This window comes from Pseudomonas proteolytica, from assembly GCF_007858275.1.
Taxonomy (GTDB): domain Bacteria; phylum Pseudomonadota; class Gammaproteobacteria; order Pseudomonadales; family Pseudomonadaceae; genus Aquipseudomonas; species Aquipseudomonas proteolytica.
The window spans coordinates 1-22,058 of record NZ_VFEV01000023.1; the positions used below are offsets into that span (position 1 = coordinate 1).

General features: G+C 61.1%; 14 protein-coding genes and 1 pseudogene. 12 read left to right on the forward strand and 3 right to left on the reverse strand.

The window, feature by feature from the left end:
• Positions 1 to 181, reverse strand: a pseudogene (locus FIV38_RS17250) (ribonucleotide-diphosphate reductase subunit beta); the annotation flags it as partial.
• Between the two features lie 497 nt (positions 182 to 678).
• Positions 679 to 948: a DUF2790 domain-containing protein gene (locus tag FIV38_RS17255; RefSeq protein ID WP_092237663.1), complete on the reverse strand. Its 270-nt coding sequence runs from the start codon at positions 946 to 948 to the stop codon at positions 679 to 681.
• A gap of 394 nt (positions 949 to 1,342) precedes the next feature.
• Between FIV38_RS17255 and acs the strand changes: the two genes are divergently transcribed.
• From acs to FIV38_RS17295, 7 genes are all read left to right on the forward strand, one after another.
• Positions 1,343 to 3,298: an acetate--CoA ligase gene (acs, locus tag FIV38_RS17260; protein ID WP_029294430.1), complete on the forward strand. Its 1,956-nt coding sequence runs from the start codon at positions 1,343 to 1,345 to the stop codon at positions 3,296 to 3,298.
• Positions 3,299 to 3,923: 625 nt separating this feature from the next.
• Positions 3,924 to 4,709: an ABC transporter substrate-binding protein gene (locus tag FIV38_RS17265; RefSeq protein ID WP_070994684.1), complete on the forward strand. Its 786-nt coding sequence runs from the start codon at positions 3,924 to 3,926 to the stop codon at positions 4,707 to 4,709.
• 91 nt (positions 4,710 to 4,800) lie between these two features.
• Positions 4,801 to 5,490, forward strand: coding sequence for an ABC transporter permease (locus FIV38_RS17270; protein ID WP_029294434.1), 690 nt, complete (start codon positions 4,801 to 4,803; stop codon positions 5,488 to 5,490).
• Complete coding sequence (locus tag FIV38_RS17275) at positions 5,487 to 6,185, forward strand: ABC transporter permease (RefSeq protein WP_092237660.1); 699 nt, start codon at positions 5,487 to 5,489, stop codon at positions 6,183 to 6,185. Before FIV38_RS17270 ends, FIV38_RS17275 begins: the two co-directional genes overlap by 4 nt.
• A 1-nt stretch (position 6,186) precedes the next feature.
• The gene (locus FIV38_RS17280) at positions 6,187 to 7,299 is read left to right on the forward strand and encodes a succinylglutamate desuccinylase/aspartoacylase family protein (protein ID WP_092237657.1); all 1,113 of its coding nucleotides are present in this window, start codon (positions 6,187 to 6,189) and stop codon (positions 7,297 to 7,299) included.
• 27 nt (positions 7,300 to 7,326) lie between these two features.
• Complete coding sequence (locus FIV38_RS17285; RefSeq protein ID WP_029294441.1) at positions 7,327 to 8,091, forward strand: ABC transporter ATP-binding protein; 765 nt, start codon at positions 7,327 to 7,329, stop codon at positions 8,089 to 8,091.
• A gap of 216 nt (positions 8,092 to 8,307) precedes the next feature.
• Positions 8,308 to 9,288 carry a GlxA family transcriptional regulator gene (locus FIV38_RS17295; RefSeq protein WP_070994681.1) on the forward strand — a complete coding sequence of 327 codons (981 nt, stop codon included), beginning with the start codon at positions 8,308 to 8,310 and terminating at the stop codon, positions 9,286 to 9,288.
• 51 nt (positions 9,289 to 9,339) lie between these two features.
• Here the strand turns inward: FIV38_RS17295 and FIV38_RS17300 are convergent, their stop codons facing one another.
• Entirely contained in the window at positions 9,340 to 15,252 is a 5,913-nt protein-coding gene (locus FIV38_RS17300) for a dermonecrotic toxin domain-containing protein (RefSeq protein WP_092237654.1), read from the reverse strand.
• A 312-nt stretch (positions 15,253 to 15,564) separates the two neighbouring features.
• Between FIV38_RS17300 and FIV38_RS17305 the strand changes: the two genes are divergently transcribed.
• The 5 genes from FIV38_RS17305 (at position 15,565) to astB (ending at position 22,041) form a co-directional block, all read left to right on the forward strand.
• On the forward strand, positions 15,565 to 16,785 hold the full coding sequence (locus FIV38_RS17305) for an aspartate aminotransferase family protein (protein ID WP_029294446.1): 1,221 nt from the start codon (positions 15,565 to 15,567) through the stop codon (positions 16,783 to 16,785).
• Positions 16,786 to 16,979: 194 nt separating this feature from the next.
• Positions 16,980 to 17,999 (forward strand): arginine/ornithine succinyltransferase subunit alpha, encoded by a 1,020-nt coding sequence (gene aruF / locus FIV38_RS17310; protein ID WP_029294448.1) that lies wholly within the window; start codon positions 16,980 to 16,982, stop codon positions 17,997 to 17,999.
• A 51-nt stretch (positions 18,000 to 18,050) separates the two neighbouring features.
• The gene (gene astA, locus FIV38_RS17315; RefSeq protein ID WP_070994679.1) at positions 18,051 to 19,076 is read left to right on the forward strand and encodes an arginine N-succinyltransferase; all 1,026 of its coding nucleotides are present in this window, start codon (positions 18,051 to 18,053) and stop codon (positions 19,074 to 19,076) included.
• Positions 19,073 to 20,542, forward strand: a complete 1,470-nt coding sequence (astD, locus tag FIV38_RS17320; RefSeq protein WP_167362653.1) for a succinylglutamate-semialdehyde dehydrogenase — start codon at positions 19,073 to 19,075, stop codon at positions 20,540 to 20,542. Before astA ends, astD begins: the two co-directional genes overlap by 4 nt.
• A 152-nt stretch (positions 20,543 to 20,694) precedes the next feature.
• The gene (gene astB, locus FIV38_RS17330) at positions 20,695 to 22,041 is read left to right on the forward strand and encodes an N-succinylarginine dihydrolase (protein ID WP_029294455.1); all 1,347 of its coding nucleotides are present in this window, start codon (positions 20,695 to 20,697) and stop codon (positions 22,039 to 22,041) included.
• Positions 22,042 to 22,058: the final 17 nt, after the last annotated feature.

The following is a 22,058-nucleotide window of genomic DNA, read 5'->3' on the forward strand; positions in this document are numbered from 1 at the left end:
CAGCCTTGGCCCGCACGATGGCGGCGGAGTCATTGGCGGTCACGGCGCGGGCTTCGATGGCAGCGGCGGCGCCGGCACCGTCGAGGCGGTCCATGTTGGCTTCGGTGGCGTGGCCGGCGTTGGCGCCTTTGGCGGCTACTTCGCCTTCTTCTTCTTTGTCGAATTCGTCCCAGCTCAGCATGACGTGTCGTCTCCTGCGTGAGGGCCAATGGTGCCCGTGTGAAACCGGATGGTTGGGTGTTCACACGGCCCAAGGGCCGCGGTGGATCTTTAAGGAATCGTTTGTTGCAACAGCTCGCGCAGGCATTAAACGGAATAGGGCTACGGGTACTCTGCATGAGGCCTGAGGGGCGGAGCGACGGTGTCGTACTCCTGCGGGGCCTCAGGTCTGGCTCGTTACCCCCGTGTAAAGGGATATTGCAGGCCCGATTTACCCGCGCATTATAGGGAAAAATTTGGCTTTGTGTTGCGGCGGATAGCCTCAGCCAAGGGCCAAAATGAGGGTATTTCCGGCCGGGGTGCGGGTTTACAAGGGTTTGCCGGGGTAGGATTTTTTTGACGGGCGGTGAGGTATTTTTGGAGCAGGGGGCAAGGCGAGGGTTTTGCGGGTGTTTCTTTGCCGCAAGGACAATTCCTTGCGGCGAACATTGCCAGGATAGGTTTCAACTAACTAATTAATTATCCGTTAGAGCAACCGTTACCCATGACTTTGTAATTAAGGATATGACGCTGGCCTTGGTGATCTTCATATTCCATACGCGCTGGAACAACTTCGCAGACATTCGGAATGGAACTCATGGATACCACCTTGGCAATATCCAGATCAGTGGAGTAGGTGTATTCCTCAACAACGGCGGTGCTCTGGCTGGCTACGTCAGTCGGGATCTCGTCGGCCAGGGCTGCGGTAGCGCACAGGCTGGCAAGGGCCATAACTAATAAAGCTTTCATTTCCAATTTACCTTTTTACAGTCGAAGGGGGTCACGGGGCCCTTGTGAGGCCACGTGTGTAACTTGAGTAGTGAGTTCGGATTAACGTGCCTTCGTGGGGGGCTGCAACTTGGTTAATCACGGTGCCTTGTTGGCGAGGCCGATTTTAGGCGCCTGGGTTGCATTCATATACCCGTGCTTTTGATAAACACTATTGGTGGTTTTCGTAACAATCCACGACAGAGGTTTTTTGCAGTGTTGCAAAATGCGCTACAGGCGCCGAGCCAGAGCGCTGCAAGGGGATATCAGGGTAATTTGTAGGGGCTTGTTACTACCATCGTCGAATGGTTCTATAGGCCTACCCCGGCTAAAACAGGGGCATACAACAACAACTATTGTCACCGAGGTAAGAAAGATGAGTGCGGCTTCCCTGTACCCCGTTCGCCCCGAAGTAGCAGCCAACACGCTGACCGACGAGGCGACCTACAAGGCCATGTACCAGCAGTCGGTGGTCAACCCCGACGGCTTCTGGCGCGAGCAAGCCAAGCGTCTTGACTGGATCAAGCCTTTCACCACGGTCAAGCAGACCTCGTTCGACGACCACCATGTGGATATCAAGTGGTTCGCTGACGGCACCCTCAACGTTTCCTACAACTGCCTGGACCGTCACCTCGCCGAGCGTGGCGACCAGGCAGCGATTATCTGGGAGGGCGACGACCCTTCCGAGAGCCGCACCATCACCTACCGCGAACTGCATGAACAAGTCTGCAAGTTCGCCAACGCCCTGCGTGGCCAGGATGTGCACCGCGGCGACGTGGTGACCATCTATATGCCGATGATCCCCGAAGCCGTGGTCGCCATGCTGGCCTGTACCCGCATCGGCGCGATCCACTCGGTGGTGTTTGGCGGCTTCTCCCCTGAAGCCCTGGCCGGTCGCATCATCGACTGCAAATCCAAAGTGGTGATTACTGCCGACGAAGGTATTCGTGCCGGCAAGAAGGTGCCGCTCAAGGCCAATGTCGACGATGCGCTGACCAACCCGGAAACCAGCAGCATCCAGAAAGTCATCGTGTGCAAGCGCACCAATGGCCAGATCAAGTGGAACCAGCATCGCGACATCTGGTACGAAGACCTGATGAAAGTGGCGGGCACCGTCTGCGCGCCAAAAGAGATGGGCGCCGAAGAAGCGCTGTTCATCCTTTATACCTCCGGTTCCACCGGCAAGCCCAAGGGCGTGCAGCACACCACCGGCGGCTACCTGTTGTATGCGGCCCTGACCCACGAGCGCGTGTTCGACTACCGTCCGGGCGAGGTCTACTGGTGCACCGCCGACGTCGGCTGGGTCACTGGCCACACCTACATTGTCTACGGCCCGCTGGCCAATGGCGCGACCACGCTGCTGTTTGAAGGCGTGCCGAACTACCCGGATATCACGCGGGTCGGGAAAATCGTCGACAAGCACAAGGTCAATATCCTCTACACCGCGCCGACCGCGATCCGCGCGATGATGGCCTCCGGCACCGCCGCCTGCGAAGGCACTGATGGCAGCAGCCTGCGCCTGTTGGGTTCGGTGGGTGAGCCGATCAACCCGGAAGCGTGGGACTGGTACTACAAGAACGTCGGCCAATCCCGTTGCCCGATTGTCGATACCTGGTGGCAGACCGAAACCGGCGCAACCCTGATGAGCCCATTGCCGGGCGCCCACGCGCTCAAGCCGGGTTCGGCGGCACGTCCGTTCTTTGGCGTGGTGCCAGCGTTGGTGGACAACCTGGGCAACATCATCGAGGGGGCTGCCGAAGGCAACCTGGTAATCCTCGATTCGTGGCCGGGCCAGGCGCGTACGCTGTATGGCGACCATGACCGTTTCGTCGACACTTACTTCAAGACCTTCCGTGGCATGTACTTCACCGGCGACGGTGCGCGTCGCGATGAAGATGGCTACTGGTGGATCACCGGCCGCGTGGATGACGTGCTCAACGTTTCCGGGCACCGCATGGGTACCGCCGAAATCGAAAGCGCCATGGTTGCCCACCCGAAAGTCACCGAGGCCGCCGTGGTCGGCGTACCGCACGACATCAAGGGCCAGGGCATCTATGTGTATGTCACCCTGAAAAACGGTGAGGAGCCGACCGAAGCGCTGCGCCTGGAGCTGAAGAACTGGGTGCGCAAGGAGATCGGCCCGATTGCATCGCCGGACGTGATCCAATGGGCACCTGGTTTGCCAAAGACCCGTTCGGGGAAAATCATGCGCCGTATCCTGCGCAAGATTGCCACGGCCGAGTATGACGGGTTGGGGGATATCTCCACCCTGGCCGATCCAAGCGTGGTGCAGCATTTGATTGATACCCACAAGACCATGAACGTCGCGTAAGCGGGTTTATGGGACCAAGCCCCATTCGGCGTAGGCCGGGTGGGGCTTTTTTGTGGGATCTCACTATGAAATACCCTCAATGTAGGAGCTGGCTTGCCTGTGATAGCGGTGGGTCAGTTTCAAATGGGGTGGGGGAGCTGACAGACCGCCCTCAGCACCAAGCCAATAAATATCGGTTTATCTAGTAGGACGTTTCTGAATGTTACCCCGCGGTGCAAATGTGTAACCTTGCGCCCAAACATGAGGCAAAGTGCTACATCCATGCCCCGAAAACGCCCGTTTTAGACGCCCGGTAAAATTAGATCAAACGCTACACTTGCCGGAATAGAAGGGTTTGCGAATAATAGGCCCGCAATTTGCAGCGTTAATAGGTTTAATATCTTTTGCCTCTGCATAAAAATCAGAGGCTGTCAATGTGTTGGGGTCGCTTTCTCGGTGCTTCTGTAAATTGTTGTCGCATTGAGGAAATATCGGCTTCCGGCCTGTCGTTAGAATGCCGATCACTCGCTCGTCGTCGCCATGTTCAACTGGTGTAGGACGCAGCACCGCTATTCGGTTTCACTCAGTCGCATCGTGGGCCATGGCTCATACTGCTGTTTTTGTCCTATACCGATGGAGTCCCAAGATGAAGAAACTCGTGCTGTTGGGCGCCCTGGCGCTGTCCGTGCTGTCCATGCAGGCCTTCGCTGAAGAGAAGCCGCTGAAAATTGGTATCGAAGCAGCCTACCCTCCGTTTGCCTCGAAGGCGCCGGATGGCAGCATCGTCGGTTTTGACTACGACATCGGCAACGCCCTGTGCGAAGAGATGAAGGTCAAGTGCACCTGGGTCGAGCAAGAATTCGACGGTCTGATCCCGGCCCTCAAAGTACGCAAGATCGACGCGATCCTGTCGTCCATGTCCATCACTGACGACCGCAAGAAGTCCGTGGACTTCACCAACCGCTACTACCTGACCCCAGCCCGCCTGGTGATGAAGGACAGCGTAACCGTCAGCGACAGCCTGGTTGAGCTCAAGGACAAGAAGATCGGCGTACAGCGCGGTTCGATCCACGACCGTTTCGCCAAGGAAGTCCTGGCGCCTAAAGGTGCGACCATCGTTCCTTACAGCACCCAGAACGAAATCTACCTGGACGTGGCTGCCGGTCGCCTTGATGGCACCGTGGCCGATGCGACCCTGCTCGAAGACGGTTTCCTGAAGACCGACTCTGGCAAAGGCTACGCGTTCGTAGGTCCTGCGTTCACCGACGCCAAATACTTCGGTGATGGCATCGGTATCGCAGTACGTAAAGGCGACAAGGCCAACCTGGACCGCATCAATGCTGCCATCGCCGCGATCCGCGCCAATGGCAAGTACAAAGAAATCGAGAAAAAGTATTTCAACTTCGATATTTACGGCGCCGACGCCAAGTAAACCTTCGCAGTTGTCTGTCCAGAATGGCGCAAGCACCAGGGTCTCTGAAGTTTGCGCCATTTTTTCATCCGCCTTTTCGAGGACCTGAATCATGTTGAAAGGCTACGGGGCCGTTATCCTCGATGGCGCATGGTTGACGCTTCAGCTCGCCTTGTCGTCCATGGCCTTGGCCATTGTTCTGGGTCTGATCGGGGTTGCATTGCGCCTGTCGCCGGTACGCTGGCTGGCTTGGCTGGGTGACCTGTACTCCACGGTGATCCGCGGGATCCCCGACCTGGTGCTGATCCTGCTGATTTTCTACGGCGGCCAGGACCTGCTCAACCGCGTCGCGCCGCTACTGGGCTACGACGACTATATTGACCTGAACCCCTTGGCCGCCGGCATCGGCACCCTGGGTTTCATCTTTGGCGCCTACCTGTCGGAAACGTTCCGCGGTGCGTTCATGGCCATCCCCAAGGGGCAGGCCGAAGCGGGCATGGCCTATGGCATGAGCCCGTTCCAGGTGTTTTTCCGGGTGATGGTGCCGCAGATGATCCGGCTGGCAATCCCCGGCTTTACCAACAACTGGCTGGTATTGACCAAGGCCACTGCGTTGATTTCGGTGGTGGGCCTGCAAGACATGATGTTCAAGGCCAAGCAGGCGGCAGATGCCACCCGCGAACCTTTTACCTTCTTCCTCGCAGTGGCGGCGATGTACCTGGTGATCACCAGCGTCTCGTTGCTGGCCCTGCGTTATCTCGAGAAGCGCTACTCGGTAGGCGTAAAGGCGGCTGATCTATGATCTTCGACTACAACGTCATCTGGGAGGCCATGCCGCTGTACCTTGGCGGCCTGCTGACCACCCTCAAGCTGCTGTTGATTTCGCTGTTCTTCGGCTTGCTCGCTGCCGTCCCCCTGGGGCTGATGCGGGTGTCCAAGCAGCCGCTGGTCAACGGCGCGGCCTGGCTCTACACCTACGTGATCCGCGGTACACCGATGCTGGTGCAACTGTTTTTGATCTACTACGGCCTGGCCCAGTTCGAAGCCGTGCGCGAGAGTTTCCTCTGGTCGTGGCTGTCCAGCGCAACGTTCTGTGCGTGCCTGGCCTTTGCCATCAACACCAGCGCCTACACCGCCGAAATCATTGCCGGCAGCCTCAAGGCTACGCCCCACGGCGAGATCGAAGCGGCCAAGGCCATGGGCATGTCGCGCTACAAGCTGTACCGCCGCATCCTGCTGCCTTCGGCCCTGCGCCGGGCGCTGCCGCAGTACAGCAACGAAGTGATCATGATGCTGCAGACCACCAGCCTGGCCTCCATCGTCACCCTGATCGATATCACCGGTGCCGCACGTACGGTCAACGCCCAGTACTATCTGCCGTTCGAAGCCTATATCACCGCTGGCCTGTTCTACCTGTGCCTGACGTTCATCCTGGTGCGCCTGTTCAAATTGGCCGAGCGTCGCTGGTTGAGCTACCTGGCTCCACGGAAGCACTGATATGGAACGCATCGATCACGTACTGCCCTGGGGCCACTTGGGCTGCGAGCGCCAACTGACGGTGTTCCGTTTCGGCCACGGCGAGCGCAAGGCGTATATCCAGGCCAGCCTGCACGCCGATGAATTGCCGGGGATGCGCGCGGCCTGGGAGCTGAAAAAGCGCCTGGTCGAACTGGAGCAGCAGGGCGCCCTCAACGGGGTGATCGAGTTGGTGCCGGTGGCCAACCCGATGGGCCTCGGCCAACTGCTGCAAGGCAGCCACCAGGGGCGTTTCGAGATTGGCAGCGGCAAGAACTTCAACCGTGATTTCGTGGAGTTGAGCGAGCCGGTTGCGGCCTTGCTGGAGGGCAAGCTGGGGGATGATCCCCACGCCAACGTGCGCATGATCCGCCAGGCGATGAGCGACACGCTCAACGCGCTGCCTGAGCCGAGCAGCCAGCTGCAAGGCATGCAACGGGTATTGCTGAGCCACGCCTGCACCGCCGATGTGGTCCTCGACCTGCACTGCGACGCCGAAGCCGCGCTGCACATGTACGCGCTGCCCCAGCACTGGCCGCAATGGCGTTCGTTGTCGGCGCACTTGAATGTAAAAGTCGGCCTGTTGGCGGAAGACTCCGGTGGCAGTTCGTTTGATGAAGCCTGCTCGCTGCCCTGGCTGCGTTTGTCGCGGGCGTTTCCCGAGGCGCAGATTCCCCTGGCGTGCCTGGCGACAACCCTGGAGCTGGGTGGCCAGGCCGATACCGGACGCGACGAGGCCATCTTCCATGCCGAAGGCATCCTCGCGTTCCTCGCCGAGCAGGGCCTGATCAACGGTGAATTTGCGGCGCCGCAATACGAACCGTGTGATGGGGTGCCCTTCGAGGGCACCGAATTGCTGTTTGCACCCCATGCCGGAGTGATCAGTTACCTGCGTAAGGCCGGTGACTGGGTGGAAACCGGCGAACCGATTTTTGAAGTGATTGACCCTGTGGCCGACCGCGTCAGCATTGTCTGTGCCGGCACCTCGGGGGTGTTGTTTGCCGTTGAACGGCTACGTTATGCCCAAGCGGGTTTCTGGCTGGCCAAGGTGGCGGGGCGCGAAGCGCTGCGTCACGGGCGCTTGCTCAACGACTGACCAACTGTTTTTGTGAGAACCGACCGCATGTACAAACTTGAAGTCCAAGACCTGCATAAACGCTATGGCAGTCATGAAGTGCTCAAAGGGGTGTCCCTGGCCGCCGCGGCCGGCGATGTGATCAGCATCATCGGTTCCAGCGGTTCTGGCAAAAGTACCTTTTTGCGCTGCATCAACCTGCTGGAGCAGCCTCACGCCGGCAAGATCCTGCTCAATAACGAAGAGCTGAAGCTGGTGGCCAACAAGGACGGCGCGATGAAAGCCGCCGACCCCAAGCAGTTGCAGCGCATGCGTTCGCGCCTGTCGATGGTGTTCCAGCATTTCAACCTGTGGTCGCACATGACCGCGCTGGAAAACGTCATGGAAGCACCGGTGCACGTATTGGGCATGTCGAAAAAAGACGCCCGTGAAAAGGCCGAGCACTACCTGGCCAAAGTGGGCGTGGCCCACCGCAAGGACGCTTTCCCCGGCCATATGTCCGGTGGTGAGCAGCAGCGCGTGGCGATTGCCCGGGCGCTGGCGATGGAGCCTGAGGTGATGCTGTTTGACGAGCCGACCTCGGCCCTCGACCCGGAGCTGGTCGGCGAAGTCTTGAAAGTCATGCAGGACCTGGCCCTGGAAGGCCGCACCATGGTGGTGGTGACCCACGAAATGGGCTTTGCCCGCGAGGTGTCGAACCAGTTGGTGTTCCTGCATAAAGGCATTGTCGAAGAGCGCGGCAACCCGCGTGAAGTGCTGGTCAACCCGCAGTCCGAGCGGTTGCAGCAGTTCCTGTCCGGTAGCTTGAAATAATCAAGGCCGTTGCTCCCCCTGTAGCAGCGAGCCTGCTCGCGAAGATCGTCAACGAAAACGCGGGAAGCCTGATACCCCGTGGTGTTCTCAGGTTTTTCGCGAGCAAGCTCGCTCCTACAGGAAAGCAGGTCTTTATCGTTTTTAAGCTTTGTGTTGGTTTACGGGCTAGCATTGGCCTTTGTCTTCATTACCGTTACTCGCTTCGGATAGCACTCCATGACCGCCCATAAAATTGGTTTCCTGATTTGGCCCAGCACAAAAGCACTCACGCTTGCGCTGGCTGAGGAGGCCTTGCGCGTTGCTCAGCGTGTGCATCCGGATGTGGTGTATGAACTGTCGTTCCTGCAGGCCGAGCCGCAAACCGAAGGCGCCTGGCAACTGCCGGGCGAGCCTTGGGCCGGCAAGCTCGAAGGCTTCCAGAAACTGTTCCTGCTGGCCGACGAACCGCCGACCGTGATCGCCTCGCAACTAAGCTCGGCGCTCAAGCAGCTCGTTCGTTCCGGTTGCGTGATCGGCGGCCTGTCGGCAGGCGTGTATCCGCTGGCGCAACTGGGGTTGCTCGACGGCTACCGCGCCGCCGTGCACTGGCGCTGGCAGGACGATTTCGCCGAGCGCTTTCCCAAGGTCATCGCCACCAGCCATTTGTTCGACTGGGACCGTGATCGCCTGACGGCCTGCGGTGGCATGTCGGTGCTCGACCTGCTGCTGGCGGTGCTGGCCCGTGACCACGGCGCCGAACTGGCTGGTGCGGTCTCCGAAGAACTGGTGGTGGAGCGCATCCGCGAAGGCGGCGAGCGCCAACGAATCCCCCTGCAAAACCGCCTGGGCTCCAGCCACCCGAAGCTGACCCAGGCCGTGTTGTTGATGGAAGCCAATATCGAAGAGCCGCTGACCACCGACGAAATTGCCCAGCACGTATGCGTGTCCCGACGACAACTGGAACGGATCTTCAAGCAGTACCTCAATCGCGTTCCCAGCCAGTACTACCTGGAGCTGCGCCTGAACAAGGCGCGGCAGATGTTGATGCAGACCAGCAAGTCGATCATCCAGATCGGCCTGTCTTGCGGCTTCTCCTCGGGGCCGCACTTCTCCAGCGCCTACCGCAACTTCTTTGGCGCCACCCCCCGTGAAGATCGCAACCAGCGCCGTAGCAGCAGCCCGTTCGAATTGTCGTCGGTACCCTCCGAGCGCGGCTGACAAGGCGCCGCTTGTTGTGGAGAGGGGACAAGCCCCCTTACCGCAGCAGGCTCACTCTTCCATAGGCTCTGGCGTGCTGGGCGGTGTCAGTGCGGCACGGTTTTCGTCGAACATCGCTTCTTCCACGCCCAACTCATAACCGGTCTGCCGATAGTAAGTGCGCAGTAGCGTCATGCTTGCGGCGGACAAGGGGTTGCCGCTCAGGTCTGAGTCGTCGTTGAGGGGCAAGGGCATTTCCAGCAGGTCTGTCGGCAGGTGCTGGATCAGGTTGTCGCTCAAATCCAGGGCCTGCAAGCGTGGCAGGCTGAACACTGCCAGCGGCAGCTCGCTCAACCCGCAATTGTGTAGGTAGACGATGACCAGGCGTGTGAGATTGCGCAGGTCCGGACTCAGCGTGAGCGGGTTGTCGCTCAAGTCCAAGTGGGTGAGGTTGGTCAGGCGCGACAGCTGCTCGATGCTGTCTGGTGTCAGGTGGATTGAGTTTTCGTTGAGTTTCAGGTGCTGCAGGTGATTGAGATCAAACACGCGCTCGGGAATGCGCTGCAGGGCATGGCGCTCCACCGTCAGGCTTGTCAGGTTGGGGAAAGCGCGCAGGAACTCGCCTACACGTTTATGGTTACCGTCGCCCATCAGTTCCAATAGCGTGACATGCTCCAGGCGCACATTCAGCGGCGGCAGATCGCCGAGCAGTGAGTTGTTGAAGATCAGCTTGTAGCTGCGCCGAGTCGGCCATTGAGTTTCGTCCGGTTCCGTCTCTCGACGCCAGCAGCCCAGGAGTAACTCCTTGAGCGCCAAGCGGCGAACCTGTTCCTCGGCACGCGCGTTTTCGTTCAGTAACGGGACTTGCAATTGATCCATGAGCGGCACGTTCAAGGCCCACTCCTGCAGCTGGGTGCCCAACTCTGCGTAGTCGGCGCTCAGGCGGTTGATATGGGTGTCGGCGTCCTCCAGTTCGCCCGGCAGTTCGAAGAAGATGCGCTTGCTGTCACGCTCCGAAAGCGTGGGGTAAAGGGTCTTGAGGCGCTGCAGATCGCTGGCGGGAATGTCAGCGTTCCAGTGTTCTCCCTTGGTTTGGCAATAGCCTTTCACACGTCGCAGGGTGGAGGGCGACAAGGGGTTGCTCGACAGGTCAAGCGCGGCGCTGACGGCGGGGGGCAAGAGGAAGGCCTGGTCTGGCAGCTCGCGCAGCAGGTTTTGGCTCAAGTCCACGCGAGCGCGCACCGTGGCGGGTTGAATCAGTGAGTCGGGCAGTTGCGTCAAGCTGGTGTTGCGCAGTGAGAGGCTGATCAGCTGTGGCATTCGGCTGAAGTCCGGCAGTGTCGTCAAAGGGTTGCTGTTCAGGTTCAGGTGCTTGAGTTCGACCATGCGCTGCAAGGCTTGCGCGCTGGTGGGCGATAAGCTCAGGGCGCAGCGTTCCAGCACCAGGTAGGAGAGTTGCGGCAAGTGGCTGATCTGCGGCAGTTCACCCAGTGCGTAGTCCTCGATATGCAGCCCGGTCAGCGCGGGAAAGCTCTGCAGGAACGCATCCAGATTCAAGGGTGTCCCGCGACCTTTGAGCGCGAGCATCGACACGTGATTGAAGGATGCACGCAGGGCGGGCAGTGTGCCGCTCACGGTGATGAATAGGCTGAATTCGTAGCTGGACGTGGGTTGCCCCTCGGGTGGCTCGCCCGACGTCACATCCCGGCGCCAGCCTGTCTCCAGGGCATCAATGAAGCTGTGGCGCAAGGCTTGTTCTGCCGCGTCGACGCGGCTGTCGTTGGCCCAGTCGAGGGTGTCCAGGCGGATGAGGGGAAACTCGCTTTCCAACCGGTTCATCTCGGTGCGGCCGGCAGCCAGGTCGCCCGGCAGGGCAAAAATGAAGCGGTTGATTTGATCGCCGTTGAATGAGGGGAACAACCGTTTGGCCTGCTCCACGTCGGGCTGGGGCGGGGTGGCTTCCAGATAGTGATGGGTACGCTGGAAGTAGATTTTGATGCGCTCCAGCGCCTCGTTTGAAAGCGGGTTGCCGGACAGGTCGAAGTGCCGCGTGATGTCGGTGGGCAGCTCGAACAACTGCGCAGGCAGGTCGCTGATCTGGTTGTTGGACAGCATCACGAATATCAGATGAGCGCGGCTCAACAGACCAGGAGGCAGCTGGCTGATGCCGGTGCTGGCCAAGTCCACGTATTGCAACTGCGGCATCTGTTCCAGGTTGGGCAGCAGGGTCAGGGGGTTGTTGTACAGGTCAAGGGTCAATAGGCGCGTCATGCTGTTGACGACAGCCAGGCTTTGCTCGGTCAGGCTGATGTTGCAACCGCTCAGGATCAGTTCGTTGAGCCCAGTGAACGAGGCCAGGCAAGTCGGCAGTTCGTTCAAGGCTACATTGCGGATGCTCAGGTAGCGCAGCCTTGGAAAAAGCTGCAGGAAACCGTCGACGTCGATGCGCTGGTGCGCACCTTGCAGTTCCAGGTGCGAGATATGGTCGAAGTTTGCAGTCAGTGCGGGCAGTTCGCCGAGCAGTGGGCCGGACAGTCGCAGCATGCGGCCGTTCGTCGCCGGTGCCTCGTAGAAATTGTCGATTGCGGTTTCCTGGCGCCACGCCCGGCGCAACTGGTGGGCGAACAGGCTGCGATCACGGCGCAGGTACTCCTTGTCAGTCGCACTGAGCGGCGCCCGAGTGAGAGGGTGCAGGTCGGGCGTTTGAGATTCCCAGACCGTCAGGGCGAGGTCCAGCCGGATGTATTCGTTTCTCAGGCGCGTCAGCACTGGCTGGGCACCGCCAAAGGTGTTTTGCAGGGTGGCGATCATTTCGCGGACTTTTGCCGGCGACAGTTGCGGGCGCAGCGTCTGCAGTTGTTGCTCCAGTGAAGGGCCGCGGCTTGGGCCTGGCTGTTCGGGAAGGGCCGGCGGGTAGCCGTCCATGCCGCCGCGCAGGCGCATGACAGTGGGATCGTAGGCGGGTTTGCGCGGCGGGTCGGTATCAAGCAGCGTACGCAGGCTCGGGCGGTCCAGTGGGTGTTCGCCGATTGCCTGCTTGAGGCGCGGGCCCTGGCCGATATGGATCTGCAGGGCATCCCGGGCACTGTCAGGCAGGGCTTGCAGGATGGCGGTGTAAAAATCCGTGCTGCCGAACAGCGCGCCTTGGCCGTTTTCCGGGATGTATTGGCCGTCGGGTGTCGCCACCAGGGTTCTTTTGGTCAACGCATAGGTGGGGCCGATTGCATCGAGCAGCGTACCTTCGGCGCGGTACTCCCTGAGTTCCAGGCGTATCCACGTCGGCCAGCCGCTGAGGTTTTCCAGGGAGTGCAGGGCCAACCGGCAAGTGTCCGGGTTCTCCACGGTGTCCAGGTACAGCCCTTCATAGGCGCGGGTGGTGCGCACTTCATGCAGCGACCACTCGGCCAGTTCCGCCAGGCGCGTGGGTACATTACCGGCGTCGATGGCCTTGAGCTCCTCGCCACTGGCGCTGGACAACAGTTCCTCGGCCACCGGCGCGGGCAGGCCGGGGCGCGAGGCACTGTCGATGATTTTCTGGACCCGGGCATTGGGCGCGCGGTCCAGGCCGCGGTAGCGTGACTCGAATAACGAGAAGCGCTTGTCCTGGGCGATCCGCGCCAATTGCTTGCGCAAGGCGGTGGCGCGGGTGCGGCTGGAAGAGGGCGGCAGGCCGAACTCTTCTTCCAGCAGGTGTTTGCGCTCCGGCTCACTCAAGCCCTCGATCAGGGTCGGCAATAGATCGCCGTTGTGCAGTTGTGCTTCCAGCACCTGTACGGTGCTGGCCCCCTCGTCACCGGGGAATTGCCAGAGGGTTCTGCCGCTGGCATCGAGTACCCGCAGGGTCTTGCTGGAGGGCCACAGTCCATAGCTGATGAGTAACTGCAACAGGGCCTGCGGATCGGCCTTGGCGTAGACCGCCGGATCGTCACTGTTCAGTTGCGCCAGGAAGTCCTGCAACTGCTGGTCGATGCCAAAGCGCTTGAGGCTGTCAGCCAGCAGTGGCGGGGGTGTCTGCTGGGTGGCATGCACTTTTCGCAGGGTGTTGTCGTGGGTGGCGCTGCAGTCGCGGATCTGGGCCAGTTGCTCATCGCTGAAGCTATCGGTCTGGTAACCGAGGCGGCGCATCAGGGTGGCGCGGTCCCAGCCCAACGGGTTCTCCAGCTCTGTGACCCAGGCGCCCTGGCCATTGGTCATGACCTGCGGGCGGTAGGCTCCAGGGCGCGTGGGGTGCTGGATGAAATAGCGCCCGGCGTCTTGTTCTACGTGGTAATGCTCGCCGTTGAGGGCAAGGATGGGTTTGCCGTTGTGCCGGTGCAGGCCTTGCGCGTCAGGGCGGGTATCGGCCGGCAGCGTCACCTCCTGGCGATAGGGGCTGAGGTCCGGTTGCCACAGGCGGTGTTGACCATCGGGGCGCTTGACGGGCAGCAGACTTTCGAAAAAATCCAGCATCTGTTGGGGTAAAGCCTTGCGCAGCAACTCGGTGGCGATGGGGATGCCGGTGGCAAACAGGCCCAGTTGCGCCAGTTGTTCCATCAAGCCCAAGGCATGGCCCAGGGCTTCGCGTTGCAGGCCTTGGGCCCAGTCGACAACCCCTTCGAAGGCTTCGTCGAGGACTTGATAAGCGGTGTAGGCGAGCATCAGCGCGCCCAGGGGCGGGATGAATGGCAGGGCCACAAAGGCGATAACTTGCAAAACACTTTCGGCGATCTTCTGAATGAACGCCCAGCGTCGCCAACGGGCGTTCTGGTCGACGCGCGCGGTGGCGACAGCGCGGCTCTGGCTGTCGGCTTGCAGCTTGCTCAGTTGCATCTGGAACAGATGAACGAACAGATCACCGCTGATTTTAAGCCCGCGAAACTGCAGGTTGGGGCGCTGTGTGGGGCTCTCGCGCCAACTGGGCAGCGGATCGCCTGCGGTGTGCGGGTGCCACGAGACCTGGCCGAGGCGTTGGTTGAGGTTGGCAAAAAATACCGCGGCGTCTTCGTGGCGTACAAAGCGGCTGAAAAACTGTTGATAGTCCGTGGCGCGCAGCCTGGCGACCAGGCTTTGCATGAACGCCGCGCTGCTGGGGTAGTGTTTGACCGGGGTTTGCGGGTCGTCGGGAATGTAGGCGATCAAGGGCACCACCTCGCGGCTGGCCTCCAGGTCCGGAGCAAACAGCACAATGCCAGTCAGGCGGCAGTCCATTATCAGCAGTTCATGGGCCACCAGCGGCGGGCAGCCGTTGTGTGCTGCATGGCCATTGTGGAGCAGGTTGAGGACGGCATCATGGCTGGCGGCCGGCAGGTCGCCCTTCAGCAAGGCCATGTACAACGCCAGCTGCAGCGCCCCCAGGTGGCTTTGTTTGAGCCAGTATTCCAGGCTGGTGCGGGCCACGGGATTGTCCAGGTCCAGGTATTCATCCAGATAGCGCCGATAGGCCGCGCCGATATCCAGGCGGCGGCACAGTTGGGTGAATTGGGCGATGCTGATCTTCGCGTCCAGGGCCGGCAGTTGGCTGAACTGGCCCGCTGGCGTTGGCTGGGTGCTGAATCCGGAGTGCTGCTCGTAGGGCTCGTCGGTCTCGAAGTTATGCAGGGCCGCGTCCAGCAACGAGACCGACCATGTGCGCGCCGCCCCCGGCTTGACGGTGAACCCGGCGAGGGTCAGTGGCACATACAGTTGCAGGTAGGTCGTGCGCACGTCGGCGTCGACGCCGAACTCATCCTTGAGCGCCGCTTGCAGGCGTGCGGCGCCAAAGGTCTCGGGGCTCTGCAGGGCGGCGAGGGCTTTGTCCACGCGGTTTTGTGCGGTCCAGGCGGCGGCATTCAGCTGCTTGAGATGCGCGTGCTGCTGCTCGGTGGCGCGCAGGTACCAGTCGGCAATGGCCGGCGTACCCTCGGCCAGCGCCGCACGCTTGGCGGCTGATGCAGTGCCCAGCCAGGAGGGGATGGCGTTGCTGGGGATGTCGAGGTGCGGGGATTGGGTTGCAAGCGGTTGCGCCATGGTGCCTGTCCTTGATGGCTCTTGAAGTTCCTTCAGCAAACCAGTGCGCAAGGCGCTCCAGGCGGTAGACAGTTAGTGCGAGCGTGTCTTGCGGATTTGCGAAGATCCCGTCATCCCCTGCCCACAAAGCCTGCGCACGGTTTAAACTGCGCCTTTGCGACGCTATTTGTCGCATTGGCGTAAACCCGCGCAAAACACGGGTTGGCGCTATAAGAAGTTGTCGCTTGGCGGCAAGGCCGCTCTGAAAACTGTCCTTACAATCCCTGCATCGCCCGCCAGTTCCAGGCAGGCGTTCCTCTTCAGGAGACTCCGATGTCCGTTGAGCAAGCCCCGGTGCAACGTGCCGATTTCGACCAGGTCATGGTGCCTAACTACGCACCTGCCGCTTTCATCCCTGTGCGTGGCGAAGGTTCGCGCGTGTGGGACCAGGCGGGTCGCGAGCTGATCGACTTTGCCGGCGGCATCGCAGTGAACGTGCTGGGCCACGCCCACCCGGCGCTGGTCGGTGCACTGACCGAACAGGCCAACAAACTGTGGCACGTCTCCAACGTCTTCACCAATGAGCCGGCCTTGCGCCTGGCCCACAAGCTGATCGATGCGACCTTTGCCGAGCGCGTGTTCTTCTGCAACTCCGGCGCCGAAGCCAACGAGGCCGCCTTCAAGCTGGCCCGTCGCGTGGCGTTCGACCGTTTCGGCAGCGAGAAATACGAGATCATCGCCGCCCTGAACAGCTTCCACGGCCGCACCCTGTTTACCGTCAACGTCGGTGGCCAGTCGAAATACTCCGACGGTTTCGGTCCTAAAATCACCGGTATCACCCACGTTCCGTTCAACGACCTGGAAGCGCTCAAAGCCGCCGTGTCGGACAAGACCTGCGCGGTGGTCCTGGAGCCGATCCAGGGCGAAGGCGGTGTATTGCCGGCCGAACTTGCTTACCTGCAAGGCGCCCGTGACCTGTGCGATGCCAACAATGCGCTGCTGGTGTTCGACGAAGTGCAGACCGGCATGGGCCGCAGCGGCCACCTGTTTGCCTACCAGCACTACGGCGTGGTGCCCGACATCCTGACCAGCGCCAAGAGCCTGGGCGGTGGTTTCCCGATTGCCGCGATGCTGACCCGTGAAGACCTGGCCAAGCACCTGGTGGTCGGTACCCACGGCACCACCTACGGCGGCAACCCGCTGGCGTGTGCGGTAGCCGAAGCGGTGATCGACGTGATCAACACTCCTGAAGTGCTGGCAGGCGTCAACGCCAAGCATGACCTGTTCAAGGCCCGCCTGGAGCAGATCGGCAAGCAGTACGGGATCTTCACCCAAGTCCGTGGCATGGGCCTGCTGCTCGGTTGCGTATTGAGCGACGCGTTCAAAGGCAAGGCCAAGGATGTGTTCAACGCTGCCGAGAAAGAAAACCTGATGATCCTGCAAGCCGGCCCGGACGTGGTGCGTTTTGCCCCGAGCCTGGTGGTGGAAGACGCGGATATCACCGAAGGCCTGGATCGTTTTGAACGTGCTGTAAAAACGCTGACGCAAGCCTGATAGAGACACATTTGTCTAACGAACCGGATCAAATGTGGGAGCGGGCTTGCCCGCGATAGCGATCTGTCAGTCGACGTTGTTGTGACTGGCCCACCGCAATCGCGGGCAAGCCCGCTCCCACATTGGGACCTGGGTGATTCCAGGTTCAGTGTCCGGCATTTTTTTATGAAGTTTTCGAGTTAAGGAGTGACACCATGCTGGTGATGCGCCCCGCGCAAATGGCTGATCTGGGCGAGGTACAGCGTCTGGCTGCGGACAGCCCGATTGGTGTCACTTCCCTGCCGGATGACGTTGAACGCCTGAGCGACAAGATCGCCGCCAGCGAAGCGTCCTTCGCCGCCGAAGTGAGTTTCAATGGTGAAGAAAGCTATTTCTTTGTCCTTGAAGACACCGTCGCCGGCAAGCTGGTGGGCTGTTCGGCCATCGTCGCTTCGGCCGGGTATTCCGAGCCGTTCTACAGCTTTCGCAACGAGACCTTCGTCCACGCGTCCCGCGAACTGAAGATCCACAACAAGATCCACGTCCTGTCCCAATGCCACGACCTGACCGGCAACAGCTTGCTGACCAGTTTCTACGTGGTGCCGGAACTGGTGGGGTCGGCCTGGTCGGAACTCAATTCCCGTGGCCGCCTGCTGTTTGTCGCCAGCCACCCCGAGCGCTTTGCGGACTCGGTGGTGACCGAGATTGTCGGCTATAGCGACGAGAACGGTGATTCGCCGTTCTGGGATGCCATCGGCCGCAACTTCTTCGACCTCAACTACGCCGCCGCCGAGCGCCTGTGTGGGTTGAAGAGCCGCACGTTCCTCGCCGAACTGATGCCCCATTACCCGATCTACGTGCCGCTGTTGCCCGACGAAGCCCAGGAAGCCATGGGCCAGGTGCACCCGCGTGCGCAGATCACCTTCGACATCCTGATGCGCGAGGGTTTTGAAACCGACCATTACATCGACATCTTCGACGGTGGCCCGACCCTGCATGCACGGGTTTCTGGCATCCGTTCGATTGCCCAGAGCCGCGTGGTGCCGGTGAAGGTCGGCGAAATGGTCAAGGGCGTCGGCCGCCAGTACCTGGTGAGCAACGCGCAGTTGCAGGATTACCGTGCGGTGATGCTGGAACTGGACTACGCGCCAGGCAAGCCAGTGACCCTGGACCTGGAAGCAGCCGAAGCCCTGGGCGTCGGTGAAGGCGCCAGTGTGCGTCTGGTAGCGGTTTAAAGCAGAGTTTAACGGGTGGCCTGTAACAGGCGGCCCGTCCGAGGAGATAGCATGATCGTTCGTCCCGTACGCAGCAGCGATTTACCGGCCCTGATTGATCTGGCGCGCAGCACCGGCACCGGCCTTACCACCTTGCCGGCCAACGAAGAGCGCCTGACCCACCGGGTTGGCTGGGCTGAAAAGACCTTTCGCGGCGAAGCCGGGCGTGGTGATGCCGACTACCTGTTTGTACTGGAAAACGACGAAGGCCGCGTGGTGGGGATTTCGGCGATCGCCGGTGCGGTCGGCCTGCGTGAGCCTTGGTACAACTTCCGGGTCGGCCTGACGGTCAGCGCCTCCCAGGAGCTGAATATCTACCGCGAGATCCCCACGCTGTTCCTGGCCAACGATCTGACGGGCAACTCCGAGCTGTGCTCGCTGTTCCTGCATGCCGATTACCGCAACGGCCTCAACGGCCGCATGCTGGCCAAGGCGCGGATGCTGTTCATTGCCGAGTTCCCGCAACTGTTCGGCAACAAGATCATTGCCGAGATGCGCGGTGTGTCCAACGAGGCCGGGCGTTCGCCGTTCTGGGAAAGCCTGGGCCGGCACTTCTTCAAGATGGAGTTCAGCCAGGCCGACTACCTCACCGGCGTGGGCAACAAGGCGTTTATCGCCGAACTGATGCCCAAGTTCCCGCTGTACACCTGCTTTTTGTCCGAGGACGCGCGCAACGTGATCGGCAAGGTCCATCCCGACACCGAGCCGGCCTTGAGCATGCTCAAGAGCGAAGGCTTCAGCTACCAGGGCTACGTCGATATTTTCGACGCAGGTCCTGCGGTGGAGTGTGAGACCGGCAAGATCCGTGCGGTGCGTGACAGCCAGGCGCTGGTGCTGGCCATCGGCACGCCGGGGGACGACGCCACGCCGTTCCTGATGCATAACCGTAAACGTGAAGATTGCCGCATCACCGCCGCACCGGCGCGCCTGGCGGCTGGCACCCTGGTGGTCGATCCGCTGACCGCCAAGCGCCTGCAACTGGTGGCCGGTGATCAAGTGCGTGCCGTATCGTTGTCTGCTGCCCGGGAGTCGAAATAATGAATTCGCTGTATATCGCAGGGAGCTGGCTGGCTGGCCAGGGTGAACGCTTTGAGTCGCTGAACCCGGTGACCCAGCAAGTGGTGTGGGCCGGCAATGGCGCCACCGTCGAGCAGGTTGAGTCCGCCGTGCAGGCCGCCCGCCAGGCCTTCCCGGCCTGGGCCATGCGCCCGCTGGAAGAGCGTATCGGCGTGCTGGAAACCTTCGCCGCGACCTTGAAAAGCCGCGCCGATGAAATCGCCCGTTGCATCGGCGAAGAAACCGGCAAGCCGCTGTGGGAGTCGGCTACCGAAGTCACCAGCATGGCTAACAAAATCGCGATCTCGGTGCAGAGCTACCGCGAACGTACCGGCGAGAAGAGCGGCCCCCTGGGCGACGCCACCGCCGTGTTGCGCCACAAGCCGCACGGCGTGGTCGCGGTGTTCGGCCCCTACAACTTCCCCGGCCACTTGCCCAACGGGCATATCGTGCCGGCCTTGCTTGCGGGCAACACCGTGTTGTTCAAGCCGAGCGAGCTGACCCCTAGAGTGGCCGAGCTGACCGTGCAGTGCTGGGTCGAAGCCGGCCTGCCGGCGGGCGTCTTGAACCTGCTGCAAGGCGCGCGGGAGACCGGGATTGCCCTGGCCGCCAACCCGGGGATCGACGGTTTGTTCTTCACCGGCTCCAGCCGCACCGGCAACCATCTGCACCAGCAATTCGCCGGGCGCCCGGACAAGATCCTGGCGCTGGAAATGGGCGGTAACAACCCGCTGGTGGTCGATCAGGTGGCCGATGTCGATGCGGCGGTCTACACCATCATCCAGTCCGCTTTCATTTCGGCCGGCCAGCGCTGCACCTGCGCCCGGCGCCTGCTGGTGCCGGAAGGCGCCTGGGGTGATGCACTGCTGGCGCGCCTGGTTGCCGTCAGCGCGACGATTGCCGTGGGCGCCTTCGACCAGCAACCGCCACCCTTCATGGGTTCGGTGATTTCCCTGGGCGCGGCCAAGGCCTTGATGGATGCCCAGGAGCTGATGCTGGCCAACGGCGCCGTGGCGCTGCTGGAAATGACCCAGCCCCAGGCGCAGGCAGCCTTGTTGACGCCTGGCATCATCGACGTGACTGCCGTGACCGAGCGTGAGGACGAAGAGCTGTTCGGCCCGTTGCTGCAAGTGATTCGCTACGCGGATTTCGAAGCGGCGATCCGTGAAGCCAACAACACTCAATACGGTTTGGCCGCAGGGTTGCTGTCGGACTCCGAGGCGCGCTACCAGCAGTTCTGGCTGCAGAGCCGTGCGGGTATCGTCAACTGGAACAAACAGCTGACCGGCGCGGCGAGCACCGCGCCATTTGGTGGGGTAGGGGCGTCGGGCAATCATCGCGCCAGTGCCTATTACGCGGCGGATTACTGCGCGTACCCGGTGGCGTCGTTGGAGACCCCGAGTTTGGTGCTGCCAGCAACCCTCACCCCTGGCATTACGCTGATCTAAAAATGTGGGAGCGGGCTTGCTCGCGAATGCGGTCTGTCAGTTGATAGATTAGGTAACTGGTCCGCCGCCTTCGCGAGCAAGCCCGCTCCCACATTCGATCTGTGGTGTGATGAAGATTGTTTATAAAAACAGATGTTCGTGGAGCCTCGCCGATGAAATCCTGTGAAGTCAATTTTGACGGTCTCGTGGGGCCGACCCATAACTACGGCGGTTTGTCCTACGGCAACGTCGCGTCCCAGAGCAACAGCCAGCAATCCTCCAACCCCAAGGAAGCGGCGCTGCAGGGCCTGGCGAAAATGAAAGCCCTGATGGACATGGGTTTTGTGCAAGGTGTACTGGCGCCCCAGGAACGTCCGGATGTGGCCGCGCTGCGCCGCCTTGGCTTTGCCGGCAGCGATGCCCAGGTGATCCAGCAGGCGGCCAAGCAAGCCATGCCGTTGCTGGTTGCCAGCTGTTCCGCATCGAGCATGTGGGTGGCCAACGCCGCCACTGTGAGCCCGAGCGCCGACACCGTTGACGGGCGTGTGCATTTCACTGCCGCGAACCTCAACTGCAAATACCACCGCAGCATCGAACACCCGACCACCAGCCGCGTGCTGGGGGCGATGTTTGCCGATCAGCAGCACTTCGCCCACCACGCCGCGTTGCCGGCGGTGGCGCAGTTCGGTGACGAAGGCGCGGCCAACCACACGCGTTTCTGCCGCGAATATGGCGAGGCGGGCGTGGAGTTTTTCGTGTTTGGCCGCAGTGCGTTCGACACCCGCTACCCGGCGCCGCAAAAGTACCCGGCGCGTCAGACCCTCGAAGCGTCCCAGGCAGTTGCGCGCCTGCACGGCCTGCAGGATGACGGGGTGGTCTACGGCCAGCAGAACCCGGCGGTGATTGATGCCGGGGTGTTCCACAACGACGTGATCGCTGTGGGCAACGGTGAAGTGCTGTTCTATCACGAGGATGCGTTCCTCAATACCGACCAGATGCTCGCTGAACTGCAGGCCAAGCTGGGCAAGGTCGGCGGCAACTTCCAGGCGATCTGCGTACCCCGCGCCCTGGTCAGTGTCGAAGACGCCGTGCGCTCCTACCTGTTCAACAGCCAGTTGTTGAGCCGCGCTGACGGGTCGATGCTGCTGATCGTGCCCGAAGAGTGCCGCAACAACGAACGCGTCTGGCACTACCTGCAAAGCCTGACCAGCTCCGGCGGGCCGATCGGCGAAGTCAAAGTCTTCGACCTCAAGCAAAGCATGCAGAACGGCGGTGGCCCGGCCTGCCTGCGTTTGCGCGTAGCGTTGAAGGAGAGTGAACTGGCGGCGGTCAATCCAGGGGTTATCATGACTGCACCGCTGTATGAAACGTTGACCCAATGGGTCGACAAACACTACCGCGACAGCCTGCGCGAAACCGACCTGGCTGACCCGCAGTTGCTGCTCGAATGTCGCACGGCATTGGATGAACTGACGCAAATCCTTAAACTGGGCGCGGTTTATCCTTTCCAGATCAATTAATACCCCACGGCTGAGAC